This window comes from Microbacterium sp. ANT_H45B, from assembly GCF_008369345.1.
GTDB lineage: Bacteria > Actinomycetota > Actinomycetes > Actinomycetales > Microbacteriaceae > Microbacterium.
The window spans coordinates 584,373-602,801 of record NZ_VOBK01000002.1 but is presented as its reverse complement, the minus strand read 5'-3'; the positions used below and the strand labels follow the sequence as shown (position 1 = coordinate 602,801).

At 70.1% G+C, this 18,429-nt stretch carries 20 protein-coding genes and 1 tRNA gene; 11 read left to right on the top strand and 10 right to left on the bottom strand.

Annotated features, from left to right (window positions below; all coding sequences use genetic code 11):
• Nucleotides 1–52 precede the first annotated feature (52 nt).
• Both FQ142_RS09365 and FQ142_RS09360 read left to right on the top strand, forming a co-directional pair.
• Nucleotides 53–589 carry a gamma carbonic anhydrase family protein gene (locus FQ142_RS09365; RefSeq protein WP_149423084.1) on the top strand — a complete coding sequence of 179 codons (537 nt, stop codon included), beginning with the start codon at nt 53–55 and terminating at the stop codon, nt 587–589.
• A gap of 29 nt (nt 590–618) precedes the next feature.
• A tRNA-Ile gene (locus FQ142_RS09360) sits at nt 619–692 on the top strand.
• Here the strand turns inward: FQ142_RS09360 and FQ142_RS09355 are convergent.
• The 6 genes from FQ142_RS09355 to FQ142_RS09330 form a co-directional block, all read right to left on the bottom strand.
• A complete protein-coding gene (locus tag FQ142_RS09355) occupies nt 690–1,319 on the bottom strand; it encodes a hypothetical protein (protein WP_149423083.1) in 630 nt (209 codons plus the stop codon). The two genes, FQ142_RS09360 and FQ142_RS09355, sit on opposite strands and share 3 nt — an antisense overlap.
• A complete protein-coding gene (locus FQ142_RS09350) occupies nt 1,316–2,146 on the bottom strand; it encodes an endonuclease/exonuclease/phosphatase family protein (protein WP_149423082.1) in 831 nt (276 codons plus the stop codon). The genes FQ142_RS09355 and FQ142_RS09350 overlap by 4 nt, the downstream gene beginning before the upstream one ends.
• The gene (locus FQ142_RS09345; protein ID WP_149423081.1) at nt 2,143–2,985 is read right to left on the bottom strand and encodes a glycosyltransferase; all 843 of its coding nucleotides are present in this window, start codon (nt 2,983–2,985) and stop codon (nt 2,143–2,145) included. The genes FQ142_RS09350 and FQ142_RS09345 overlap by 4 nt, the downstream gene beginning before the upstream one ends.
• Before the next feature lie 95 nt (nt 2,986–3,080).
• On the bottom strand, nt 3,081–3,404 hold the full coding sequence (locus tag FQ142_RS09340; protein ID WP_149423080.1) for a hypothetical protein: 324 nt from the start codon (nt 3,402–3,404) through the stop codon (nt 3,081–3,083).
• An 86-nt stretch (nt 3,405–3,490) separates the two neighbouring features.
• A complete protein-coding gene (locus tag FQ142_RS09335; RefSeq protein WP_149423079.1) occupies nt 3,491–4,420 on the bottom strand; it encodes a helix-turn-helix transcriptional regulator in 930 nt (309 codons plus the stop codon).
• Nucleotides 4,401–5,153 carry an exonuclease domain-containing protein gene (locus FQ142_RS09330; protein ID WP_056419513.1) on the bottom strand — a complete coding sequence of 251 codons (753 nt, stop codon included), beginning with the start codon at nt 5,151–5,153 and terminating at the stop codon, nt 4,401–4,403. Before FQ142_RS09330 ends, FQ142_RS09335 begins: the two co-directional genes overlap by 20 nt.
• A 79-nt stretch (nt 5,154–5,232) precedes the next feature.
• Here FQ142_RS09330 and FQ142_RS09325 point away from each other — a divergent pair, with 79 nt between their 5' ends.
• Nucleotides 5,233–6,132, top strand: a complete 900-nt coding sequence (locus FQ142_RS09325; RefSeq protein WP_149423078.1) for an alpha/beta fold hydrolase — start codon at nt 5,233–5,235, stop codon at nt 6,130–6,132.
• Here FQ142_RS09325 and FQ142_RS09320 read toward each other — a convergent pair.
• Complete coding sequence (locus tag FQ142_RS09320) at nt 6,104–6,577, bottom strand: Lrp/AsnC family transcriptional regulator (protein ID WP_056417336.1); 474 nt, start codon at nt 6,575–6,577, stop codon at nt 6,104–6,106. The two genes, FQ142_RS09325 and FQ142_RS09320, sit on opposite strands and share 29 nt — an antisense overlap.
• Before the next feature lie 169 nt (nt 6,578–6,746).
• Here FQ142_RS09320 and pdhA point away from each other — a divergent pair, with 169 nt between their 5' ends.
• The 3 genes from pdhA to FQ142_RS09305 are packed head-to-tail and all read left to right on the top strand — an operon-like array spanning nt 6,747 to nt 10,248.
• On the top strand, nt 6,747–7,862 hold the full coding sequence (gene pdhA, locus FQ142_RS09315; protein WP_149423077.1) for a pyruvate dehydrogenase (acetyl-transferring) E1 component subunit alpha: 1,116 nt from the start codon (nt 6,747–6,749) through the stop codon (nt 7,860–7,862).
• A 2-nt stretch (nt 7,863–7,864) separates the two neighbouring features.
• Complete coding sequence (locus FQ142_RS09310) at nt 7,865–8,881, top strand: alpha-ketoacid dehydrogenase subunit beta (protein ID WP_149423076.1); 1,017 nt, start codon at nt 7,865–7,867, stop codon at nt 8,879–8,881.
• Nucleotides 8,878–10,248 (top strand): dihydrolipoamide acetyltransferase family protein, encoded by a 1,371-nt coding sequence (locus FQ142_RS09305; protein ID WP_149423075.1) that lies wholly within the window; start codon nt 8,878–8,880, stop codon nt 10,246–10,248. The genes FQ142_RS09310 and FQ142_RS09305 overlap by 4 nt, the downstream gene beginning before the upstream one ends.
• Here FQ142_RS09305 and FQ142_RS09300 read toward each other — a convergent pair.
• Nucleotides 10,241–10,834, bottom strand: coding sequence for a TetR/AcrR family transcriptional regulator (locus tag FQ142_RS09300; RefSeq protein WP_056417348.1), 594 nt, complete (start codon nt 10,832–10,834; stop codon nt 10,241–10,243). The genes FQ142_RS09305 and FQ142_RS09300 overlap by 8 nt on opposite strands.
• Nucleotides 10,835–10,947: 113 nt before the next feature.
• Between FQ142_RS09300 and FQ142_RS09295 the strand changes: the two genes are divergently transcribed.
• The 5 genes from FQ142_RS09295 to FQ142_RS09275 are packed head-to-tail and all read left to right on the top strand — an operon-like array spanning nt 10,948 to nt 16,926.
• Nucleotides 10,948–12,501, top strand: a complete 1,554-nt coding sequence (locus FQ142_RS09295; protein ID WP_149423501.1) for a carboxyl transferase domain-containing protein — start codon at nt 10,948–10,950, stop codon at nt 12,499–12,501.
• A 5-nt stretch (nt 12,502–12,506) separates the two neighbouring features.
• Complete coding sequence (locus FQ142_RS09290; protein WP_262492110.1) at nt 12,507–14,471, top strand: biotin carboxylase N-terminal domain-containing protein; 1,965 nt, start codon at nt 12,507–12,509, stop codon at nt 14,469–14,471.
• A complete protein-coding gene (locus FQ142_RS09285) occupies nt 14,468–15,619 on the top strand; it encodes an acyl-CoA dehydrogenase family protein (RefSeq protein ID WP_149423074.1) in 1,152 nt (383 codons plus the stop codon). The genes FQ142_RS09290 and FQ142_RS09285 overlap by 4 nt, the downstream gene beginning before the upstream one ends.
• Before the next feature lie 9 nt (nt 15,620–15,628).
• Nucleotides 15,629–16,123 (top strand): MaoC family dehydratase, encoded by a 495-nt coding sequence (locus FQ142_RS09280; RefSeq protein ID WP_149423073.1) that lies wholly within the window; start codon nt 15,629–15,631, stop codon nt 16,121–16,123.
• A complete protein-coding gene (locus FQ142_RS09275; protein ID WP_149423072.1) occupies nt 16,120–16,926 on the top strand; it encodes an HpcH/HpaI aldolase/citrate lyase family protein in 807 nt (268 codons plus the stop codon). Before FQ142_RS09280 ends, FQ142_RS09275 begins: the two co-directional genes overlap by 4 nt.
• A 52-nt stretch (nt 16,927–16,978) precedes the next feature.
• Here FQ142_RS09275 and FQ142_RS09270 read toward each other — a convergent pair whose 3' ends face one another.
• Together FQ142_RS09270 and FQ142_RS09265 are read right to left on the bottom strand one after the other, a co-directional pair.
• Nucleotides 16,979–17,566, bottom strand: coding sequence for a histidine phosphatase family protein (locus FQ142_RS09270; protein ID WP_056417361.1), 588 nt, complete (start codon nt 17,564–17,566; stop codon nt 16,979–16,981).
• Nucleotides 17,563–18,402 (bottom strand): Sir2 family NAD-dependent protein deacetylase, encoded by an 840-nt coding sequence (locus tag FQ142_RS09265; RefSeq protein ID WP_045255159.1) that lies wholly within the window; start codon nt 18,400–18,402, stop codon nt 17,563–17,565. Before FQ142_RS09265 ends, FQ142_RS09270 begins: the two co-directional genes overlap by 4 nt.
• Nucleotides 18,403–18,429 lie beyond the last annotated feature (27 nt).

The window sequence follows — 18,429 nt, the reverse complement described above, 5'->3', positions numbered from 1 at the left end:
TAGTGCCCCGGAAACACGCGGTATTCCTGGGATGTGAGGGTAGTCTCCCCTCATGGTCATCGCACGTGGAGCATCCGTTCTCGCACTTCCGGGAAAGGAGCCCTCGATCGCTCAGGACGTCTTCGTCGCCGACGGTGCGCGCATCGTCGGACAGGTCTCGCTGGCTGCAGGCTCGAGCGTCTGGTACAACGCCGTGCTGCGCGCGGACTCCGCTTCCATCACCGTCGGTGCGCGGAGCAACCTGCAGGACAACGTCTCGGTCCACGTCGACGCCGCCCATCCCGTGCTCCTGGGAGCGGACGTGTCGATCGGACACAATGCCGTCGTGCACGGCTGCACGATCGGCGACGGCTCGCTCGTCGGCATGGGCGCCGTGGTGCTCAGTGGCGCGGTCATCGGCGCAGGGTGCCTCGTGGCGGGCGGTGCCGTCGTCCTCGGCGGCACTCAGGTGCCCGACGGATCCCTGGTCGCGGGGATACCCGCCACGGTGCGCAGACCCCTCACCGACGACGAGAGGGTGGGCCTCCGCGACAACGCCGATGCCTACCTCCGCCACGTGCGCGCGCACATCGAGGCCACACCGGTCTGACTCCGCCAGCCCGCTAGGCTGGTCTGCGCGGGGCGGTGGCCAAGCTGGTTAAGGCAGTGGGCTCATAACCCAACGATCGCGGGTTCAAGTCCCGCCCGCCCTACTCCCGCACGGCTGCTGACGCGACCATGCCTGCATCGCTCGCCTCTCGTGCCGCGCGCTCGACGGGCGCGAACACGAGTGCGAGGCCCGCGACCAGACCACCGAGACCGCCGAAGACCATGTCGCCGATCGTGTCCTGATACGTCACGAAGATCTCGTCGCTCAGATACGTCAGGCCCAGCCACTCGACCATCTCCCACATCGCGCTGAGCGCCAGCGCGATCAGGGGGAGAAGGACGAGCGGGGTACGAGCCGACACCGCGTCGCCGCGGGTGATCGGCGCGATCCGGGCGCGCGTGAGCACGACGGCGGCGATGACCGCGAGCACGCCGGTGCAGGCGAAATGCAGCAGCAGATCCCATCCGGGGACGCTGCGGTACAGATCGAACACGTTGCTCCACGCCGCCGCGAGGACGAGCACGCACGTGGTCAGATCGAACCATCCGCGCAGGCCCAGCATCCGTGGCAGCATCAGCGCGGGGAGGGCGAGCGCGGTGATCCCGACGTCCGTCGGCGCGAGCACGATCGCCGCGACACCGACCGCGACCACTCCGATGACACGGAGGGCGTCCGCCGCCCATTCCGCGGCGGTGCGGGGAGGACGCAGGAAGTCGTCTCTGAGAGTCATCGGCCATCCTCCACGATCGTGAGCAGACTCTGCACCGGCAGGTGATCCGAGGGGCGGATGCCGTCGAACGATCGGTCGTTCATGGCGGCCTCCCGCACGCGGATGCCGGGAGTGACGAGGATCCGGTCGATGCGGCGTCCTCCGGCGCGGGCAGGTCGATACCCCGGGCACGTGCCCCACTCGGGGGTCAGCCGGGTCTCCGCCTCGCTCCAGCTGTCCGCCAGCCCTCCCGCGATCAGAGCCCGCACGGCCGTCGACCCGTTCCCGGCGTTAAGGTCACCCATCACGACGGCCGGTGCGGCGCTGCGGGCGACGAGCGCCACGACGGCGCGCGCGGAATGCGCACGCGAGGCGGGGGAGAGGTGATCGAGGTGGGTGTTCACGACCAGCAGAGACCGGCCGGTGGCGACATCCGTGAACTCCGCGGCCACGAGGATCCGGGGGATCAGGTTGCCCCAGCCGATCGATCCCGGCCTGCTGGGCGTGTCCGAGAGCGCCTGCTGGGTCCACGACCTCAGCGTCACCCGCAAGGTGTCGTAGAGGATCGGAGTGCCCTCGCCGTCGCCGTGTCTCCCGCGACCTCGACCGAACGACCGGTACCGCGGGCCCAGCGCCTCTCGGACGACGCGCAGCGCCCGAGGCCGTACCTCCTGCAGCCCCAGGATCGTCGGCGCCTCCGCTCCGAGCAGCGCCGCGACGGCCGGGGCGCGCCGGCCCCACCGGTCTGCTCGGCGGACCAGGGGACCGTCCATCGCGCGACGGATGTTGAAGGACATCACGTGGAGGTCCGGAGCCGACGCGGGCCCCATGACCGCAGGAGTGTTCATGCGAGCACCCGCCGCGCCGCACGTCGGCGCAGACTCTCCGTGACAAGACGTCGCCACCGTCGCGGAGGGAAGTCGTGGGGCCAATGCACGACGACGCTGCGATACCCCCGGTGCACCCGACGGCCGAACCGGCCATCGGTGAACGGTCGCATCGACATCCCCATACGGCCCTCCGGCAGCATGCCGATGCGGTGCCCCCTGCCGAGATGGAAAGCGAGGTCGAGGTCGTCGTGCAGCTCGGGGTCGTCGCGATGCACTTCGCCGCGCACGGACTCCCATGCCTCGCGGCGGAATGCCAGGTTGGAGCCGAACAGCGGCGGATGCCCGAGCGTGAGGCCCAGCAGCGCGCGATACGCACCGAGGTAGAGCAGCTCCAACGGCGTGCGAAGCGCGGCCGGCCCGTCGGTGAACCGCGCTCGACCGGTGAACGCGGCGATGTCCGCGTCCGCGGCGAACGCGCCGACGACCGCTCGCACCCATCCGGGCTCCGGCACGCAGTCCGCGTCGAGACGGAGGATGAGATCGCCGCGGGCGGCGTCGTAGCCGGCGGACGCCGCAGCCGGGATCCCGGGATCATCGCAGCGCACGACACCCGCCCCCGCGGCTCTGGCGCGATCGGCCGAGTCGTCGGAGGAGCCGTTGTCGACGACGATGATCTCGTCGACCGGTCGATCCTGAGCGGCGAGCGCCGACAGGCAGCGCGTCAGCAGCGCCGCATCGTCCTTCACGGGGATGACCACCGAGACGGCCGGCTCGCCTCGCGGTGCGACTGTGACGGTCCCGTGCCGTGCGGTGTCGGAACGGCACACGTCCTCGCCATCCCCTCGGGTACCCGTCATACCGATCGTCCTGTCATCGCCTACAGTCTGACACCGTGGCCGCGGCGCGGCGAGGGACTTGACAGTGGATGAGGGTGACGGCACACGCCGGTGTGTCAGACGCTCAACGCGTCCTCGGGCGGGTCGAGCAGCTCGTCGACGAGCATCACGCCGCCGGTCGAGTTCGCCGAGTGGGCGAGTGCCTCGATCCACCGGCGGCTCAGTGACGTGGCCTCCGGCTCGTCGAAGACGAAACGGAGGGGGATCGAGGGGTGCAGCCACACCGTGGAGCGACCCTGAGGCTGGTCGTCGGGGTGTCGCCAGGTGAGGGTGAAGCTCTCGTTGCGGCGCAGCTTCGTCGCGATGACGACCTTGAGATGCGCGAGCGGGCGGTCGTCGATCCGGATCGGGTCCGATCCGCCGTAGTACAGGTAACCCATGGTCGAGAATCTATTCGCCCGCGATTCGAGTGTCCCGGCACGTCGCCTCCCTGCGCGCGGTTCGCGAACAGGTCGTGCGCGAACTGTCATCGGCCGTGCATGGCGACCGTCTGCGAGGGCAGCACTCCGAAGCTCTCCCGATAGGCCGTGGCGAAGCGCGACGGGTGCGAGAATCCCCATCGACGGGCGACCGCGGACACGGTCGACGGAGCCCCCGACCGCAGCTCGCGGTGGGCACCGTCGAGACGCGCCTGGCGCAGGCGTTCGGCCGGCGTGGTGTCGAGCGCACGGCGGAAGGCGTACTGGAGTCCCCTCGTCGAGATGTGCACCGCCGTCGCCACGTCGTCGACGGTGATGGGTCGGTGCGCGTTCTCAGCGATGAACTCGAGCGCACGACGCACCGTGACGGGTGCCGGCGACGTCTGCGCCGACCGCTGACGTCGTGGCGTACCAGCGATCGAGAACGTGGCGAGCGTCGCCGCGGCCGCGTGACGATCGAGCTCCGCACGCAGCAGCTCGTCGTGATCGTCGAGCTCCGCCAGGCTGCGCTCGAGGTAGGTGAACATACGATCCCAGGCCGCCGCCAGCGAGGCCGACCGGGGCGAGAGGTCCGATGCGTGCAGAGAGAGCGTGTCGTCGCCGCTGATCGTGCGGGCGAGTCGCTGCAATGACGTGGGTTCGAACACGACGGCGCTGACCCGCGCTCCGCGCTCCCAGTGAGAGTGGACTCGGGCGCCGTCGCTGATCCACGGACGACTCGCATCGAGGTCGGCCCGGTCGGAGCGGATGCGCACGGCAGGGCCCTCGATCCGGCAGACGAGGAACTGGTTCTCGGGCTGAACGGTCGAGCGCACCTCCGCGGCGAGGTCGTAGCGGACCACGCTCGCGCCGGTCAGATCTGCCGAATGCCAGTCGAAGAAGAAGCGCTGACGGTCGACGTCGTGGAGCACGGCTGACGGGACGTACTGCTTCCAGGTGCTCTCGACACGGGTGGCGTCATCGGTGCGCAGGCGCATGCGGATCCACCTCCTCCGCATCGCGGCGTGCCCGCACGGGCCACTCGCCGTCGAGCCTGTCGTCAGGATCGAGTCGACCGATCCGGATGAAGTACTCCGTGAGGCTCGCGGCCTGGGAGCGCGCCCATCCGATCTGTCGTGTGTGCAACTCGTCGAGCGTGTCGGGGAGGACGAACTGGCGGGCCAGAGCCTGGGCGACGCGACCCGCGGCGACCGCATCCGCCGACGCCTGATGCGCATCGTCGAGGGGCACCGCGTACAGCGCGGCGACGACCTCGAGCGTGCGCTTGCCCGGTCGGTACCTGTCGTACGCCTTGTCGATGACGAGCGGGTCGATCACGGGTGCGGGGTCCTCGAGCGGAAGCACCCCGTGTCGACGGGCCTCGTGTGCCAGCAGCGAGAAGTCGTACGCCGCGTTGTAGGCGACGATGGGAACGCCCTGCGACAGCAGCGACCGCAGGGCTCCCGTGACCTGCGCGACCACCTCGGCGACGGGCCTGCCCAGGCGGCGGGCGTGCTCGGTGGTGACGCCGTGGACGGCGGTGGCGCCGTCGGGGATGGGGATCCCGGGGTCTGCGAGCCAGTCCCTCGCGGCGATCTCGCGCCCGTCCGCGTCGAGGAGGCCGACGTGCGCGGTGACGACCCTGTCGTTCTCGACGTCGACACCCGTCGTCTCCAGATCGAACACGCCCACGCGGGTGATCCAATGGGGGAGGGACGAGACCTGAGGCATGCTTTCACCGTAGATCCGGTCTCCGACATCCGCGCGGAGGGACACGGGATGCCGCTCCCGGCCTCCGTACACTGGACGCATGCCCGTGCCCTCTCCCTATGCCGACCGCCTCAGCCGACTTCCGGTCGAACGTCACGAGGTGGAGGTGCGCGGGGGCACGACGGCCTACTGGACGTACGGTCCTGCCGACGCCGCGACGACGATCATCGCCGTGCACGGCTTCCGCGGGGAGCACCACGGTCTCGAACCCGTCCTCGCGTATCTCCCCGAGGTCCGTGTGATCGCTCCGGATCTCCCGGGGTTCGGCGAGACCGCTCCGGTGAGCGGGCGAACGTACGATCTCGACGAGTACGTCGGATGGCTGCGTGAGTTCTCGGACGCGGTCGCGCCCGGCGCCGTGATCCTCGGCCATTCCTTCGGGTCCATCGTCGCCGCTGCTGCGGTGGCGGGCGGCCTGGAGACGCCGAAGCTGATCCTGGTCAACCCGATCGGCGCTCCGGCCCTGGAGGGGCCGAAGGGGATCATGACCCGCCTCGCGGTGCTCTACTACGCCCTGGGTGCGCGGCTTCCGGAGAAGCTGGGCACCGCGCTGCTGCGCAACAGGGCAGTCGTCAGAGTGATGAGCGTCACGATGGCGAAGACCTCGGATCGGGGTCTGCGCCGCTTCATCCACGACCAGCACGACACCTACTTCTCACGCTTCGCCGACCGCGATGTGCTGCGCGACGCATTCGTCACCAGCGTGTCGCACGACGTCAGCGAGTTCGCGTCGGAGATCGCCACCCCCACACTGCTGATCGCCGCCCAGCGCGACGACATCACCCCGATCGAGGTCGAGCGTGAGCTGGCCACCCGTTTCGACGAGGCGACCCTCGTCGAGATCGCCCACGTCGGACACCTGATCCACTACGAGACGCCGGCCGAAGCGGCGGGCGCCGTCCGCCGCTTCCTCAGGATTCCCGTCTCGCGAGGCCGATGAGACCGGCGACCCGGAACGGAATCACCTCGCCCATCGCCAGCGAGGTCTCCGTGCGCTCCACGCCCTCGATCGACAGGATGCGTGCGTCGGTGTCGAACAGATGCCGCGCGTCGCGGCAGGCGACGCGTGCGAGCAGGTCGATCGATCCGCTGAGCCCATGCGCCTGCACCACCTCGGGGATCCGCGCGAGCTCCGTGATGATGCGGGGGAGCTCGGTCTGCCGCACGCCGATGCTGACGAACGCCTGCAGCGGGAACCCCAGGACGTCCGTCGAGAATGAGCGCTCGTAGGACTGGAAGATGCCCGTCTGCTCCAGCCTCGCCATGCGCGCCTGGATGGTGTTCCGTGAGAGCCCGAGGTTCTCGGCGAGGGCGACGATGGTGACCCTCGGGTCATCCGCGAGTGCGGCGAGCAGTTCGAGATCTATGCGGTCGAGTCCAGCCATAGTGCCAAACCATAGCAGGGCAGGTCGGGCCGATATTTGGCAACATGCTCAAGCCGATCCCCATTGCTTGAGCGAGGTGATGAGCGGACGTACGCTCGAGTGAACCGGCGATGAGGCCGGGGCTGTGCGGAGAACCCGAGCCGGCGGCCACGAACCCAGGAGGACGACGATGTCACCGCAGGTCACCCCGATCGCCGACACCGCGCAGGATCTCGAGCTCACCGAGCGCATGATCGCGCCGGACGGTCAGCGCGTCGCGAACCCCCGACTCGACGCCTTCGTCGACGACGTCGACGCCGAGCAGCTGCGCGCACTGCACCGCGACATGGTCATCCTCCGCCGCATCGACGCGGAGGGCGTCGCGCTGCAGCGGCAGGGCCAGCTGGGGCTGTGGGCTCCGTGTCAGGGCCAGGAGGCCACGCAGATCGGCACGGCGCGCGCGCTGGCCGCGAGGGACTACGTGTTCCCCAGCTACCGCGAGACGGGCGTGATCTACGCGCGCGGTGCGAAGCCCGGCGACTACGTACGGATGTGGCGCGGGGAGGAAGGCGCAGGGCACGACCCGGAGGCTCTGCGCGTCGCACCACTGCAGATCATCATCGGCGCCCAGACTCTGCATGCGGTGGGCTACGGCCTCGGCATCCTCCATGACGAGGCCGACGAGGTGGCGGTCACCTACTTCGGCGATGGAGCGACCAGCCAGGGCGATGTGAACGAAGCGATGATCTTCGCGGCGTCCTACGGGGCGCCCGTGGTGTTCGTCTGTCAGAACAACCACTGGGCGATCTCGGAGCCGGTGAGCGTGCAGTCCGCGTATCCGATCGCGGGTCGCGCGCCGGGGTTCGGCATCCCGAGCGTGCGCGTCGACGGCAACGACGTGCTCGCCTGCATGGCGGCGATGCGGTGGGCGCTGGCCCACGCACGGGCAGGTAAGGGGCCCGCGTACATCGAGGCCGTGACCTACCGGATGGGCCCCCACACGACCGCAGACGACCCGACCCGTTATCGCCCGCAGGCGGAGCTCGACGACTGGCGGCGTCGCGACCCCATCTCCCGTCTGGAGGAGCACCTGCGCGATCTCGGGGAACTCGGTGACGACCACCTGGCCGCGACCCAGGCGGCCGCCGACGAGATCGCGCGCGAGATGCGGGCAGAGTGCCTCGGCATGGTGACGCGTCCGCCGCTCGCCGTGTTCGACGGTGTCTACGCCGAGCCGCACTCGGGGCTCGATCGTCAGCGCGACGAGTATGCGGCGCACCTCGCGTCGTTCGAGGGGGAGGCGTGACCATGACCGCGACGGAGATGACCCTCGGTAAGGCGCTGGGCGCGGGACTGCGACAGGCCATGAGCGACGACGACAGGGTCGTGCTGCTCGGGGAGGACATCGGCAAGCTCGGAGGAGTCTTCCGCATCACCGACGGACTGCTCGACGAGTTCGGCGCGAAGCGGGTCATCGACACCCCACTGGCCGAATCAGGCATCGTCGGCATGGCCGTGGGACTCGCCTTCCGCGGCTATCGCCCGGTGGTCGAGATCCAGTTCGACGGTTTCGTCTATCCCGCGTTCGATCAGATCGTGGCCCAGGTCGCCAAGCTGCACTACCGCACGCAGGGGCGTGTCCGGATGCCCATCACCATCCGCATCCCGTGGGCCGGGGGGATCGGTGCCGCCGAGCATCACTCGGAGTCGCCGGAAGCCTACTTCGTGCACACCGCGGGGCTCAGGGTGATCGCCGTGTCGAACCCCGAGGATGCCTACCGCAGCCTGCGCCAGGCGATCGCGTCCGACGACCCGGTGATCTTCTTCGAGCCCAAGCGGCTCTACCACCACAAGGGGCAGGTCGATCTCGACGCACCGCTCGCCGATGCCGCGCCGATGGGCCTCGCGCGCGTCGTGCGCCCGGGGACGGATGCCACGCTCATCACCTACGGTGCGATGGTGACCACGGCGCTGCAGGCCGCCGAGGCCGCGGAGGACGAGGGGATCTCGCTCGAGGTCGTCGATCTCCGCTCCCTGTCGCCGGTGGACTACGGCACCGTCGCGGCGTCGGTCCGCAAGACCGGCCGCCTCGTCGTCGCACATGAGGCGTCCCGCGAGGCCGGGGTGGCGGCGGAGGTCATCGCCAGCATCACCGAGCGGTGCTTCGAGTACCTCGAATCCGCACCGCTGCGGGTCACGGGACACGACGTCCCCTACCCGCCTGCCAAGCTCGAGAAGTACCATCTTCCGGATCTCGACCGGCTGCTGGATGCGGTGGACCGGGTGCTGGACCGCCCGCACAGCCTGACGGGAGCGGACGCATGATCGCGGAGTTCCGACTGCCCGACCTCGGCGAAGGTCTCGCGGAGGCGGAGGTGGTGCAGTGGCTGGTCGCGCCGGGCGACGAGGTGGCCCTGAACCAGACGCTGGCCGAGGTCGAGACCGCGAAGGCCGTGGTCGAGCTGCCCTCGCCCTACGAGGGCAGGGTGACCGTGCTGCACGCGGAGGCGGGCGAGACCGTGCCGGTGGGTGCGCCCCTCATCGCGTTCGACGTCGCGGGATCCGACGAGGCCCCGGGTGCGCAGACCCCGTCCGAGGACGCACGGGGGGAAGAGAAGGCGCAGCCGAACCTCGTCGGATACGGAGCCGCGCCCTCGTCCGCGGGCCGTCCCGCCCGTCGGGCCCGCCGTGCCGCGCCGACACACCGAGCCGTGGACACCGCCGTCCTGGAAGCGGCTCCCCACGACGCAGCTCCTCGCGCGAGTGTGGAGACGACGGTCGAGCGTCCTCGATCGACGCCGCCGGTGAGGGCGTATGCCAAGCGCCTCGGCGTCGATCTCGCTCTGGTCGCCGCGGTCGTGGGAGATCGTGTGATCACCCGCGACGACATCGAGGACTACGAGCGGCGCGTCGGGGGCACCGCTCCCGATGTCGCGGGCGTCGCGGTGATCGAGGACATCGTTCCTCCTGCGTCGACCCTGCACGAGGGGCGACGCGAGACGCGCGTGCCCATCCGGGGTGTGCGCAAGCACACCGCGGCCGCCATGGTCGAGAGCGCTTTCACGGCGCCCCATGTCACGGTCTTCCACACCGTCGACGTCACCGCGACCATGGAGCTGCTGTCGACCTTCAAAGAGGATCGCGCATTGGCCGGTCATCGGATCGGCCCTCTCTCCGTCGTGGCCAAGGCCGTCTGCCTCGCCTTGGGGAGGGCCCCGGAGCTGAACGCACGGTGGGACGCGGAGTCCGGCGAGATCGTTCGCTACGACTACGTCGATCTCGGTATCGCCGCAGCGACGGAGCGCGGACTGATCGTGCCCCACATCCGCGACGCGCAGACGCTCACTCTCCTCGAGCTGGCCGATGCGCTGGGTTCTCTCGCATCGACCGCCCGATCCGGCAGGACCTCGCCGGCCGAACTCCTCGGCGGCACCTTCTCGATCTCCAACATCGGGGTCTTCGGTGTGGATGCGGGGACGCCGATCCTTCCCCCGGGGCAGTCCGGCATCCTCGCTGTCGGGGCCGTCCGGCGTCAGCCCTGGGAGTACCGGGGCGAGATCGCACTGCGCCAGATGATGACGCTGAGCCTGTCGTTCGACCACCGGCTGGTGGACGGCGCCGAGGGGGCGCGCTTCCTTCGCGACGTCGCCGACGTACTGGAGCAGCCGGGGCGGGCGATGCTGCTCAGGTGACCGCGCGCAGCGCCGATTCCGCCATCGCGGCCAGCACGGCCGCGGTGGCGGAGCGCTGTCTGGCGGCCGCCCTGGTGCTGTGCGGCGTCGAGTTGATGAGCCCGAAGCACGCCTGCACCCGCAGTCGTCTCTCGTCCGCGTCGGCGTCGATGAGGGGGGAGAGGGTCTCGATCCACAGCTCGATGTAGGCGCGCTGCAGGCGCCGGACCTCTGCGTGGTCGCGCGCATCGAGATGCGCCACATCCCGGTCCTGCACGCGGATCACATCCGCATGGCCGAGGGCGAACTCCACGTGGAACTCGATCAGCGCACGCATCCGCTCCTCGGGCGTCGCACCCTCCGCCGCCACGCGCGATCCGCCGTCGACGAGGTCGACGCTGACCTTCACCAGCACGGCTCCGAGGAGCGACTGCTTGCCCGCGAAGTGACGGTAGACGGCCGGGCCGGATACGCCGACGGCCGCCCCGATGTCCTCGAGGCTCACGCCGTTGTACCCGCTCCGGGCGAACAGCCGGGCGGCCTCGCGGAGGATCGCGTCCGAACGCTCTGCCTTGGCGCGATCGCGCGCGGTGACGGGGCTTGTCATCTCAGTTAATCCTCGCTAACCTGATGTCATCGGTTAGTGCACACTAACCGAGAATGCATGACGTGCGCCAGGGCGATGTCGCCGGCGCACCGTGGGTCGAGGAGGACGTCACGATGCCCGCAACCCAGCAGGAGCTCGCTGCGGAGCTGCGCCGGCGGCTGACGTCGGCCGCGCAGGGCGGCCCGGAGCAGTCCAGACAGAGGCACCTCGCGCGAGGCAAGCTGCTGCCGCGAGACCGCGTCGCGCGGCTGCTCGACGAGGGCAGCCCCTTCCTCGAGATCTCCCCGCTGGCCGCCGAGGGGCTGTACGGGGGAGAAGCGCCCGCGGCGGGCGTCATCGCCGGGATCGGGCTCGTGCACGGACGTCACGTGATGGTGGTGTGCAACGACGCGACGGTCAAGGGGGGAACCTACCTCCCGCTCACGGTCAAGAAGCACCTGCGTGCGCAGGAGATCGCCCTCGAGAATCTGTTGCCGTGCCTGTACCTGGTGGACTCGGGCGGAGCGTTCCTGCCGAAGCAGGACGAGGTGTTCCCCGATCGGGAGCACTTCGGCCGCATCTTCTACAACCAGGCGCGGATGTCGGCCGCGGGCATCCCTCAGTTGGCCGCGGTGCTCGGTTCGTGCACGGCGGGCGGTGCATACGTGCCGGCGATGAGCGATGAGACCGTCATCGTGCGCGATCAGGGCACCATCTTCCTCGGCGGGCCCCCGTTGGTGAAGGCCGCGATCGGAGAGATCGTCTCGGCCGAGGAGCTCGGCGGCGGTGAGATGCACGCCAGGCGCAGCGGCGTGGTCGATCACCTCGCAGAGGACGACGAGCACGCGCTCGAGATCCTCCGCGACATCGTGGCCACCCTGCCGGCCCCCCGTGACCCGGCCTGGGAGGTGCGCGAGAGCCACGCTCCCGCCGAGGGTGGTTCGCTGTACGACGTCGTGCCGGTCGACGTGAACGCGGCGTACGACGTGCACGAGGTGATCGACCGCCTCGTCGACGGCGACTCGTTCCACGAGTTCAAGGCCGAATACGCCACGACGTTGATCACCGGCTTCGCGCGTCTGCACGGACACCCGATCGGGATCGTCGCGAACAACGGCGTCCTCTTCAGCGAATCGGCGCTCAAGGGCGCGCACTTCATCGAACTGTGCGATCAACGCGGCATCCCGCTGCTGTTCCTGCAGAACATCACCGGCTTCATGGTCGGATCCGATGCCGAGGCCGGCGGGATCGCGAAGGACGGAGCCAAGATGGTCACCGCGGTGGCGAGCACCCGGGTGCCCAAGCTCACGGTGATCATCGGAGGCTCGTTCGGCGCCGGGAACTATTCGATGTGCGGCCGCGCGTACTCCCCGAGATTCCTGTGGACCTGGCCCGCCAGCCGGATCTCCGTCATGGGCGGTGCGCAGGCGGCCTCCGTCCTCGGCACGGTGAAAGAGGACCAGCTCGCCGCGAAGGGGGAGACCTGGGACGAGGGCGAGCGTGCCGCGTTCGAGCGTCCGATCCGAGAGACGTACGAGACCCAGGGCGAGCCGTACTACGCGACCGCCCGGCTCTGGGACGACGGCATCATCGACCCGGCCGAGACCCGCGACCGTCTGGGGCTCGCCCTCGACGTCATCGCCCGCAGCCCGCTGCCCGAGCCCCGCTTCGGCCTGTTCCGGATGTGATCGACATGACCACCATGCACACCACCGCAGAAGACCCGCCCTTCGAGACCGTGCTCGTCGCCAATCGTGGCGAGATCGCGCGACGGATCATCCGCACGCTCCGGCGGCTCGGCATCCGCAGCGTCGCGGTGTACAGCGATGCGGACGCCGATGCTCCGCACGTGCACGAGGCGGACGAGGCGGTGCGGATCGGGGCCGCACCCGCGGCCGATTCGTATCTCGACATCGACGCCGTGATCGGCGCAGCACGGCGCACCGGCGCACAGGCGATCCACCCCGGCTACGGCTTTCTCTCCGAGAGCGTCGGCCTCGCCGACGCGTGCGCCGAGAGCGGCATCGTCTTCATCGGGCCGTCGACGCATGCGCTGCAGATCATGGGAGACAAGGCCAAGGCCCGCGACCACGTGATGCGCTCCGGGGTTCCCGTGGTGCCGGGATTCGACGCCCGAGGCCTCTCGAACGCCGAGATCGCCGACGAGGCCGGCTCGGTCGGATTCCCCCTGCTCGTCAAGCCCAGCGCCGGCGGTGGGGGCAAGGGCATGGAGGTCGTGGCCGACGCCGCGGCGCTGCCCGCTGCTCTGGCGTCGGCGCGGCGTGTCGCGGCGTCCGCATTCGGAGACGACGCGCTGATCCTGGAACGACTCATCGGCCGTCCCCGCCACATCGAGGTGCAGGTCTTCGGCGACACCCATGGCACGGTGATCGCGCTCGGCGAGCGCGAGTGCACTCTGCAGCGCCGCCATCAGAAGGTCATCGAGGAGGCGCCGTCGGCCGGCATCCCCGATCCGACGAGGGAGAGGCTGCTCGAGGCTGCCGTCCAGGCGGCGCGCAGCGTCTCGTACGTGGGCGCGGGAACGGTGGAGTTCCTCATCGATGCCGACCGGCCCGACGAGGTCTTCTTCATCGAGATGAACACCCGGCTGCAGGTCGAGCATCCCGTCACCGAGGAGGTGACGGGGCTGGATCTCGTCGCCCTTCAACTGCGGGTCGCGGCAGGTGGACGGCTCGACCCGCCGCCCGCCGTGCGCGGGCACGCGGTCGAGGCCAGGGTGTACGCGGAGTCGCCGGAGCGCGGCTTCCTCCCCTCGACGGGACGGATCCTGCTGTTCGCGCCGCCGGAAGGCGTGCGAGTCGACGCCGCCGTGCAGACGGGAAGCGAGGTCACCGGCTTCTACGATCCGATGATCGCGAAGGTCATCGCGGTCGCTCCTGACCGCGCCACCGCCCTTCGGCGCCTCGACGAGGCTCTGCGGACGACGATCGTGCTGGGCGTCGACACCAACATCGCGTTCCTGCGTCGTCTGTGCCGGGATGAGCGGGTCGTCGCCGGAGACCTCGACACCGGGCTCATCGAGACGCTGCTGCCGCTGTCCGCCGAGGAGCCGACGCCGGCCATGCTCACGGCCGCGGGTGCGCTCGCGCTCGGACGCGAGGTGGAGCGGGGGAGCGACGCGGGCCTCTCCCGTCGTGCCGGCACCGTATGGCGCGACCTGAGCCGCACTGCGGTGCGGACCGTGTCGCTGCTCACCGACCAGGACGAGGTGCTGATCGCACCTTCGCCCCATGGAGAAGCCGAGAGCGGCTCGGATCCGCTCGCTCCCGAGGGCGGCATCGCCTCGGCCGTCGACGACGACGGTGCGATCTGGGTGGGGGAGGACGGGCGTACCGCTCGCCTGCGGCCGATCTCGCGGCGTGACCGAATGCGGCGGCGGCTCGCCGCACGCGACGAGCGCACAGCATCCGCGGGGCCCGAGGCCCGTGCCCCGATGCCGGGAAGCGTGGTCGCGGTGCACGTGACCGAGGGGGCGTCGGTCGCAGCGGGAACCCCCTTGATCTCGATCGAGGCGATGAAGATGGAGCACCCGGTGACGGCGCCGCACGACGGCGTGGTGCGGCTGCTGGTGGGTGTGGGCGATCAGGTGCGGCGCGACCAGGCGGTCGCCCGAGTGACGACGGAGGAGAACCGATGAACGAACAGCTGACCGATGAGGAGCGCGAGCTCGCGGCGATGGTGCGCGATTTCGCCGACACCGTCGTCGCCCCGCAGGCTTACGAGGCGGACCGCACGCACACGCTCTCGATGAACGTGGTGGCTCAGATGGGCGACCTCGGTCTGTTCGGATTGCCCTTCCCCGAGGAGTACGGCGGTCAGGGCGGCGACTACATGGCGCTCGGCATCGCGATCGAGGCGCTGGGGCGCGTCGATCAGTCGATCGCAATCACCCTGGAGGCCGGCGTCAGCCTCGGTGCGATGCCCGTGTTCCGATTCGGCACCGAGGAGCAGAAGCAGGAGCTCCTCCCCGATCTGCTCGCCGGCCGCGCCCTCGCCGGTTTCGGCCTGACCGAGCCCGAAGCCGGCAGTGATGCGGGGGCGACCAGGACCACCGCGCGCCGGGACGGGGACGACTGGGTGATCGACGGATCGAAGCAGTTCATCACGAACTCCGGCACTCCGATCACGCGATTCGTCACGGTCACCGCCGTCACGGGCACAGAGGGGGGACGCAAGCGGATATCGACGATCATCGTGCCGAACGGCACTCCCGGATTCACCGTGGAGGCGCCGTACGACAAGGTCGGCTGGAACGCCTCGGACACGCATCCGCTGACCTTCGACGGTGCGAGGGTGCCCGCGGCCAACCTCCTGGGCACGGAGGGGAGTGGCTTCCGCAACTTCCTCAGCATCCTCGACGAAGGCCGCATCGCGATCGCCGCGCTCTCGACCGGTGCGGCCGAGGGATGCCTGGAGGCCTCGGTGGAGTACGCGAAGAGTCGCACGATCTTCGGCAGTGCCCTGAGCACCCGGCAGAACGCGCAGTTCACCCTCGCCCGGATGCGGGCCCGCGTGCACACCGCGCGACTCGCATGGCACCACGCCGCCCGACTCCGCGACGCGGGGAAGCCGTTCGCGGAGCAGGCCGCGATCGCCAAACTCGTCGCGGGCGAGGCAGCGATGGACAATGCCAGGGACGCGACCCAGATCTTCGGCGGCAACGGCTTCATGAACGAGTTCCCGGTGGCGCGTCACTACCGCGACTCGAAGATCCTCGAGATCGGCGAGGGCACCACCGAGGTGCAGCTGCTGGTGATCGCCCGCGCGCTCGGACTCGCCGGGTAGCGTGGCAGCATGAGCTCGCACGACATCGTCCAACGAGGCCTGTATCTCGAGGAGTTCGAGGTGGGTGCGCGGTACCTGCACCGACCCGGCCGCACGGCCACGGAGGCGGACAACGTGCTCTTCACGACGTTGACCATGAACACCCAGGGCCTGCACCTCGACGCGGCGTTCGCCGAGATGCAGGAGCCGTTCCGGCAGCGCCTCATGAACTCGATGTGGACCCTGTCGACGATGGTCGGCGCCTCCGTCGCACAGCTCACCCAGGGGACGCTCGTCGCCCAGCTCGGCCTCGGCGACATCGCGTTCCCGCATCCGCTGTTCGCCGGCGACACCCTTTACACCGAGAGCGTGATCGTGGAGAGCCGGGGATCGACATCCCGCCCCGGGCAGGGCATCGTGACGATCGCGCACACAGGTCGGAATCAGGACGACGTGGTCGTCGCGACGGCGACCCGCACGGTGCTCGTGCACCGTCGGCCGGATGCGGACGGCAGCACGCGATGACGTTCCGACTCGGACCCGCGCTCCTGTTCTGCCCCGCCGATCGTCCTGAGCGGTTCCGCGGCGCGCTCGACAAGGCGGATGCCGTGATCCTCGACCTCGAGGATGCGGTGCTCCCCGCTGCGAAGGCCACCGCGCGCGGCAATCTCATCGACGCCGACATCGACCCCGATCGGGTCGTCGTGCGTGTCAACGCTCCGGGAACCGAAGCGTTCGTGTCCGACCTCGCCACCCTGTCGCAGACCGACTTCCGCACCGTCATGGTGGCGAAGACGGAGAGCCCCGAGAGCCTCGCGCCGTTCGATCCGCGCTTCTCGCTGATCGCGCTGTGCGAGACCGCGCGGGGGGTGCACGCGGCCGACCGCATCGCCGCGCATCCGCAGGTGATCGCCATGATGTGGGGTGCGGAGGACCTCGTCGCCTCGCTCGGCGGCACGTCCAGCCGGCGTCCGGACGGCGGCTACCGCGACGTGGCCCGCTACGCCCGCTCGCGGGTGCTCCTCGAGTCCGGTGCGCACGGCAAGGCGGCGATCGACGCGGTCCACGTCGACATCGACGACATCGTGGGGCTGGAGAGCGAAGCGAGAGATGCCGTCGCCTCCGGCTTCGGGGCCACCGCATGCATCCACCCGAGTCAGGTCGCTGTCATCCGTGCCGCGTACCGCCCGGACGACGCGACGCTCGCCTGGGCGCGTGCCGTGCTGGATGCCGCCGTCGTCGAGCGCGGGGTGTTCCGCTTCGAGGGTCGGATGATCGATGAGCCGGTGCTCCGGCACGCACGATCGGTCGTCGCGCGAGCACAGTGAGAGCGGCCTGCCGGCGCTCGTCCGACCCTGGCCCCGAGAGCGACGTGAACCGTCAGACGAGCGCGAACTGATCGAGCAGCCGCACCGAGTGCGGTGAGACCTCGAAGCGATGGGCCGATCCGTTGGCGAGCACGTCGCCGTCCCGGGGCAGGGTGCCGCCGGACACGCGATCGATCACCGCGCGGATCACCCCGCCGTGGGCGACGACGATCACCGATTCCGCGACCGGTGCGGTGCGTTCCCGTGATTCGCGCGCGATGCGGTGCAGAGCGCCGAGGGCACGATCGCCGACCGCGTCGAGCGTCTCGGCGCCGGGGACCTCCGCATGCCAGTCGCCGTAGGTCGCGAGATACTCCTCGACGAGCAGTCCCTCGCCTTCGCCGAACTCCCGCTCGCGCACGTCCGCGACGGCGTCGCCGAGGGGGAGGCCGAGGCGGTCGGCGATGATCTGCGCCGTCTCGCGGGCGCGCGCGAGAGGACTCGAGGTCACCGCGTGGTGCGTCCCGTCGGCCAGTCGTTCCGCGGCCGCGTAGGCATCGGCCCTGCCCGTCTCATTGAGCGGGATGTCGGTCGATCCCTGGATGCGGCGGCCGAGGTTCCAGTCGGTCTGACCGTGTCGGACGAGGGTGATGAGGGTCATCGGAGCATCTCCTGGAGGGCGGGGAGCACGTCGCTGGTGCCCGCCGCGATGGTGACATGGGCCCAGGCGTCGGCTCTGGTCGGCTCGTGATTGACGATGATCAGCGGGATGCCGCGACGCCGCGCGCGCTCCACGAGCCGCACGCCGGAGTTCACGACCAGCGAGGAGCCGGCGACGATGAGGGCGGTGCTCGACCGCAGCAGGGACTCCGCGGCCCGGAAGCGATCGAGCGGCACGTACTCGCCGAAGAACACGACGTCCGGCTTCAGCATCCCCTCGCACACCGTGCAGACGGGGATCACGAAGCCGTCGGTGGTCTCGGGCAGCACATCGCCGTCGGGGGCCAGTGCGATGTTCTCGGGGACGGTGATCCAGGGGTTGAGCTCCTCGATCTGCACCGCGATGTCGCGACGGTCGAAGACCTGTCCGCAGCGCAGACACAGCACGCGGCGCATGGTCCCGTGCACCTCGATGACGTGCGAGCTGCCCGCCCGCAGGTGCAGGCCGTCGACGTTCTGGGTGATCACCCCGGACACCACGCCGGACGATTCCATCTCCGCGAGCGCCCGGTGTCCCGCGTTCGGCTCCGCGCGCGCGAACGCCCGCCAGCCCAGATGCCCGCCCACCCAGTAGCGACGTCGCGCGCGCTCGTCGGCGAGGTAGGTCTGGATCGTCATCGGGTTGCTGCGCGCAGGGGCACCTTCGCCCCGGTAGGCGGGGATGCCGGAATCGGTCGACAGACCGGCGCCGGTGAGCAGTGCGATGCGCGTTCCGCGCAGCAGCTCGGCGGCGCGGGCGACGGTGGCCGACAACTCGGCGGTGTTCGACACGCTCACATGACCTCCTCGATCGAGTCTACGGTG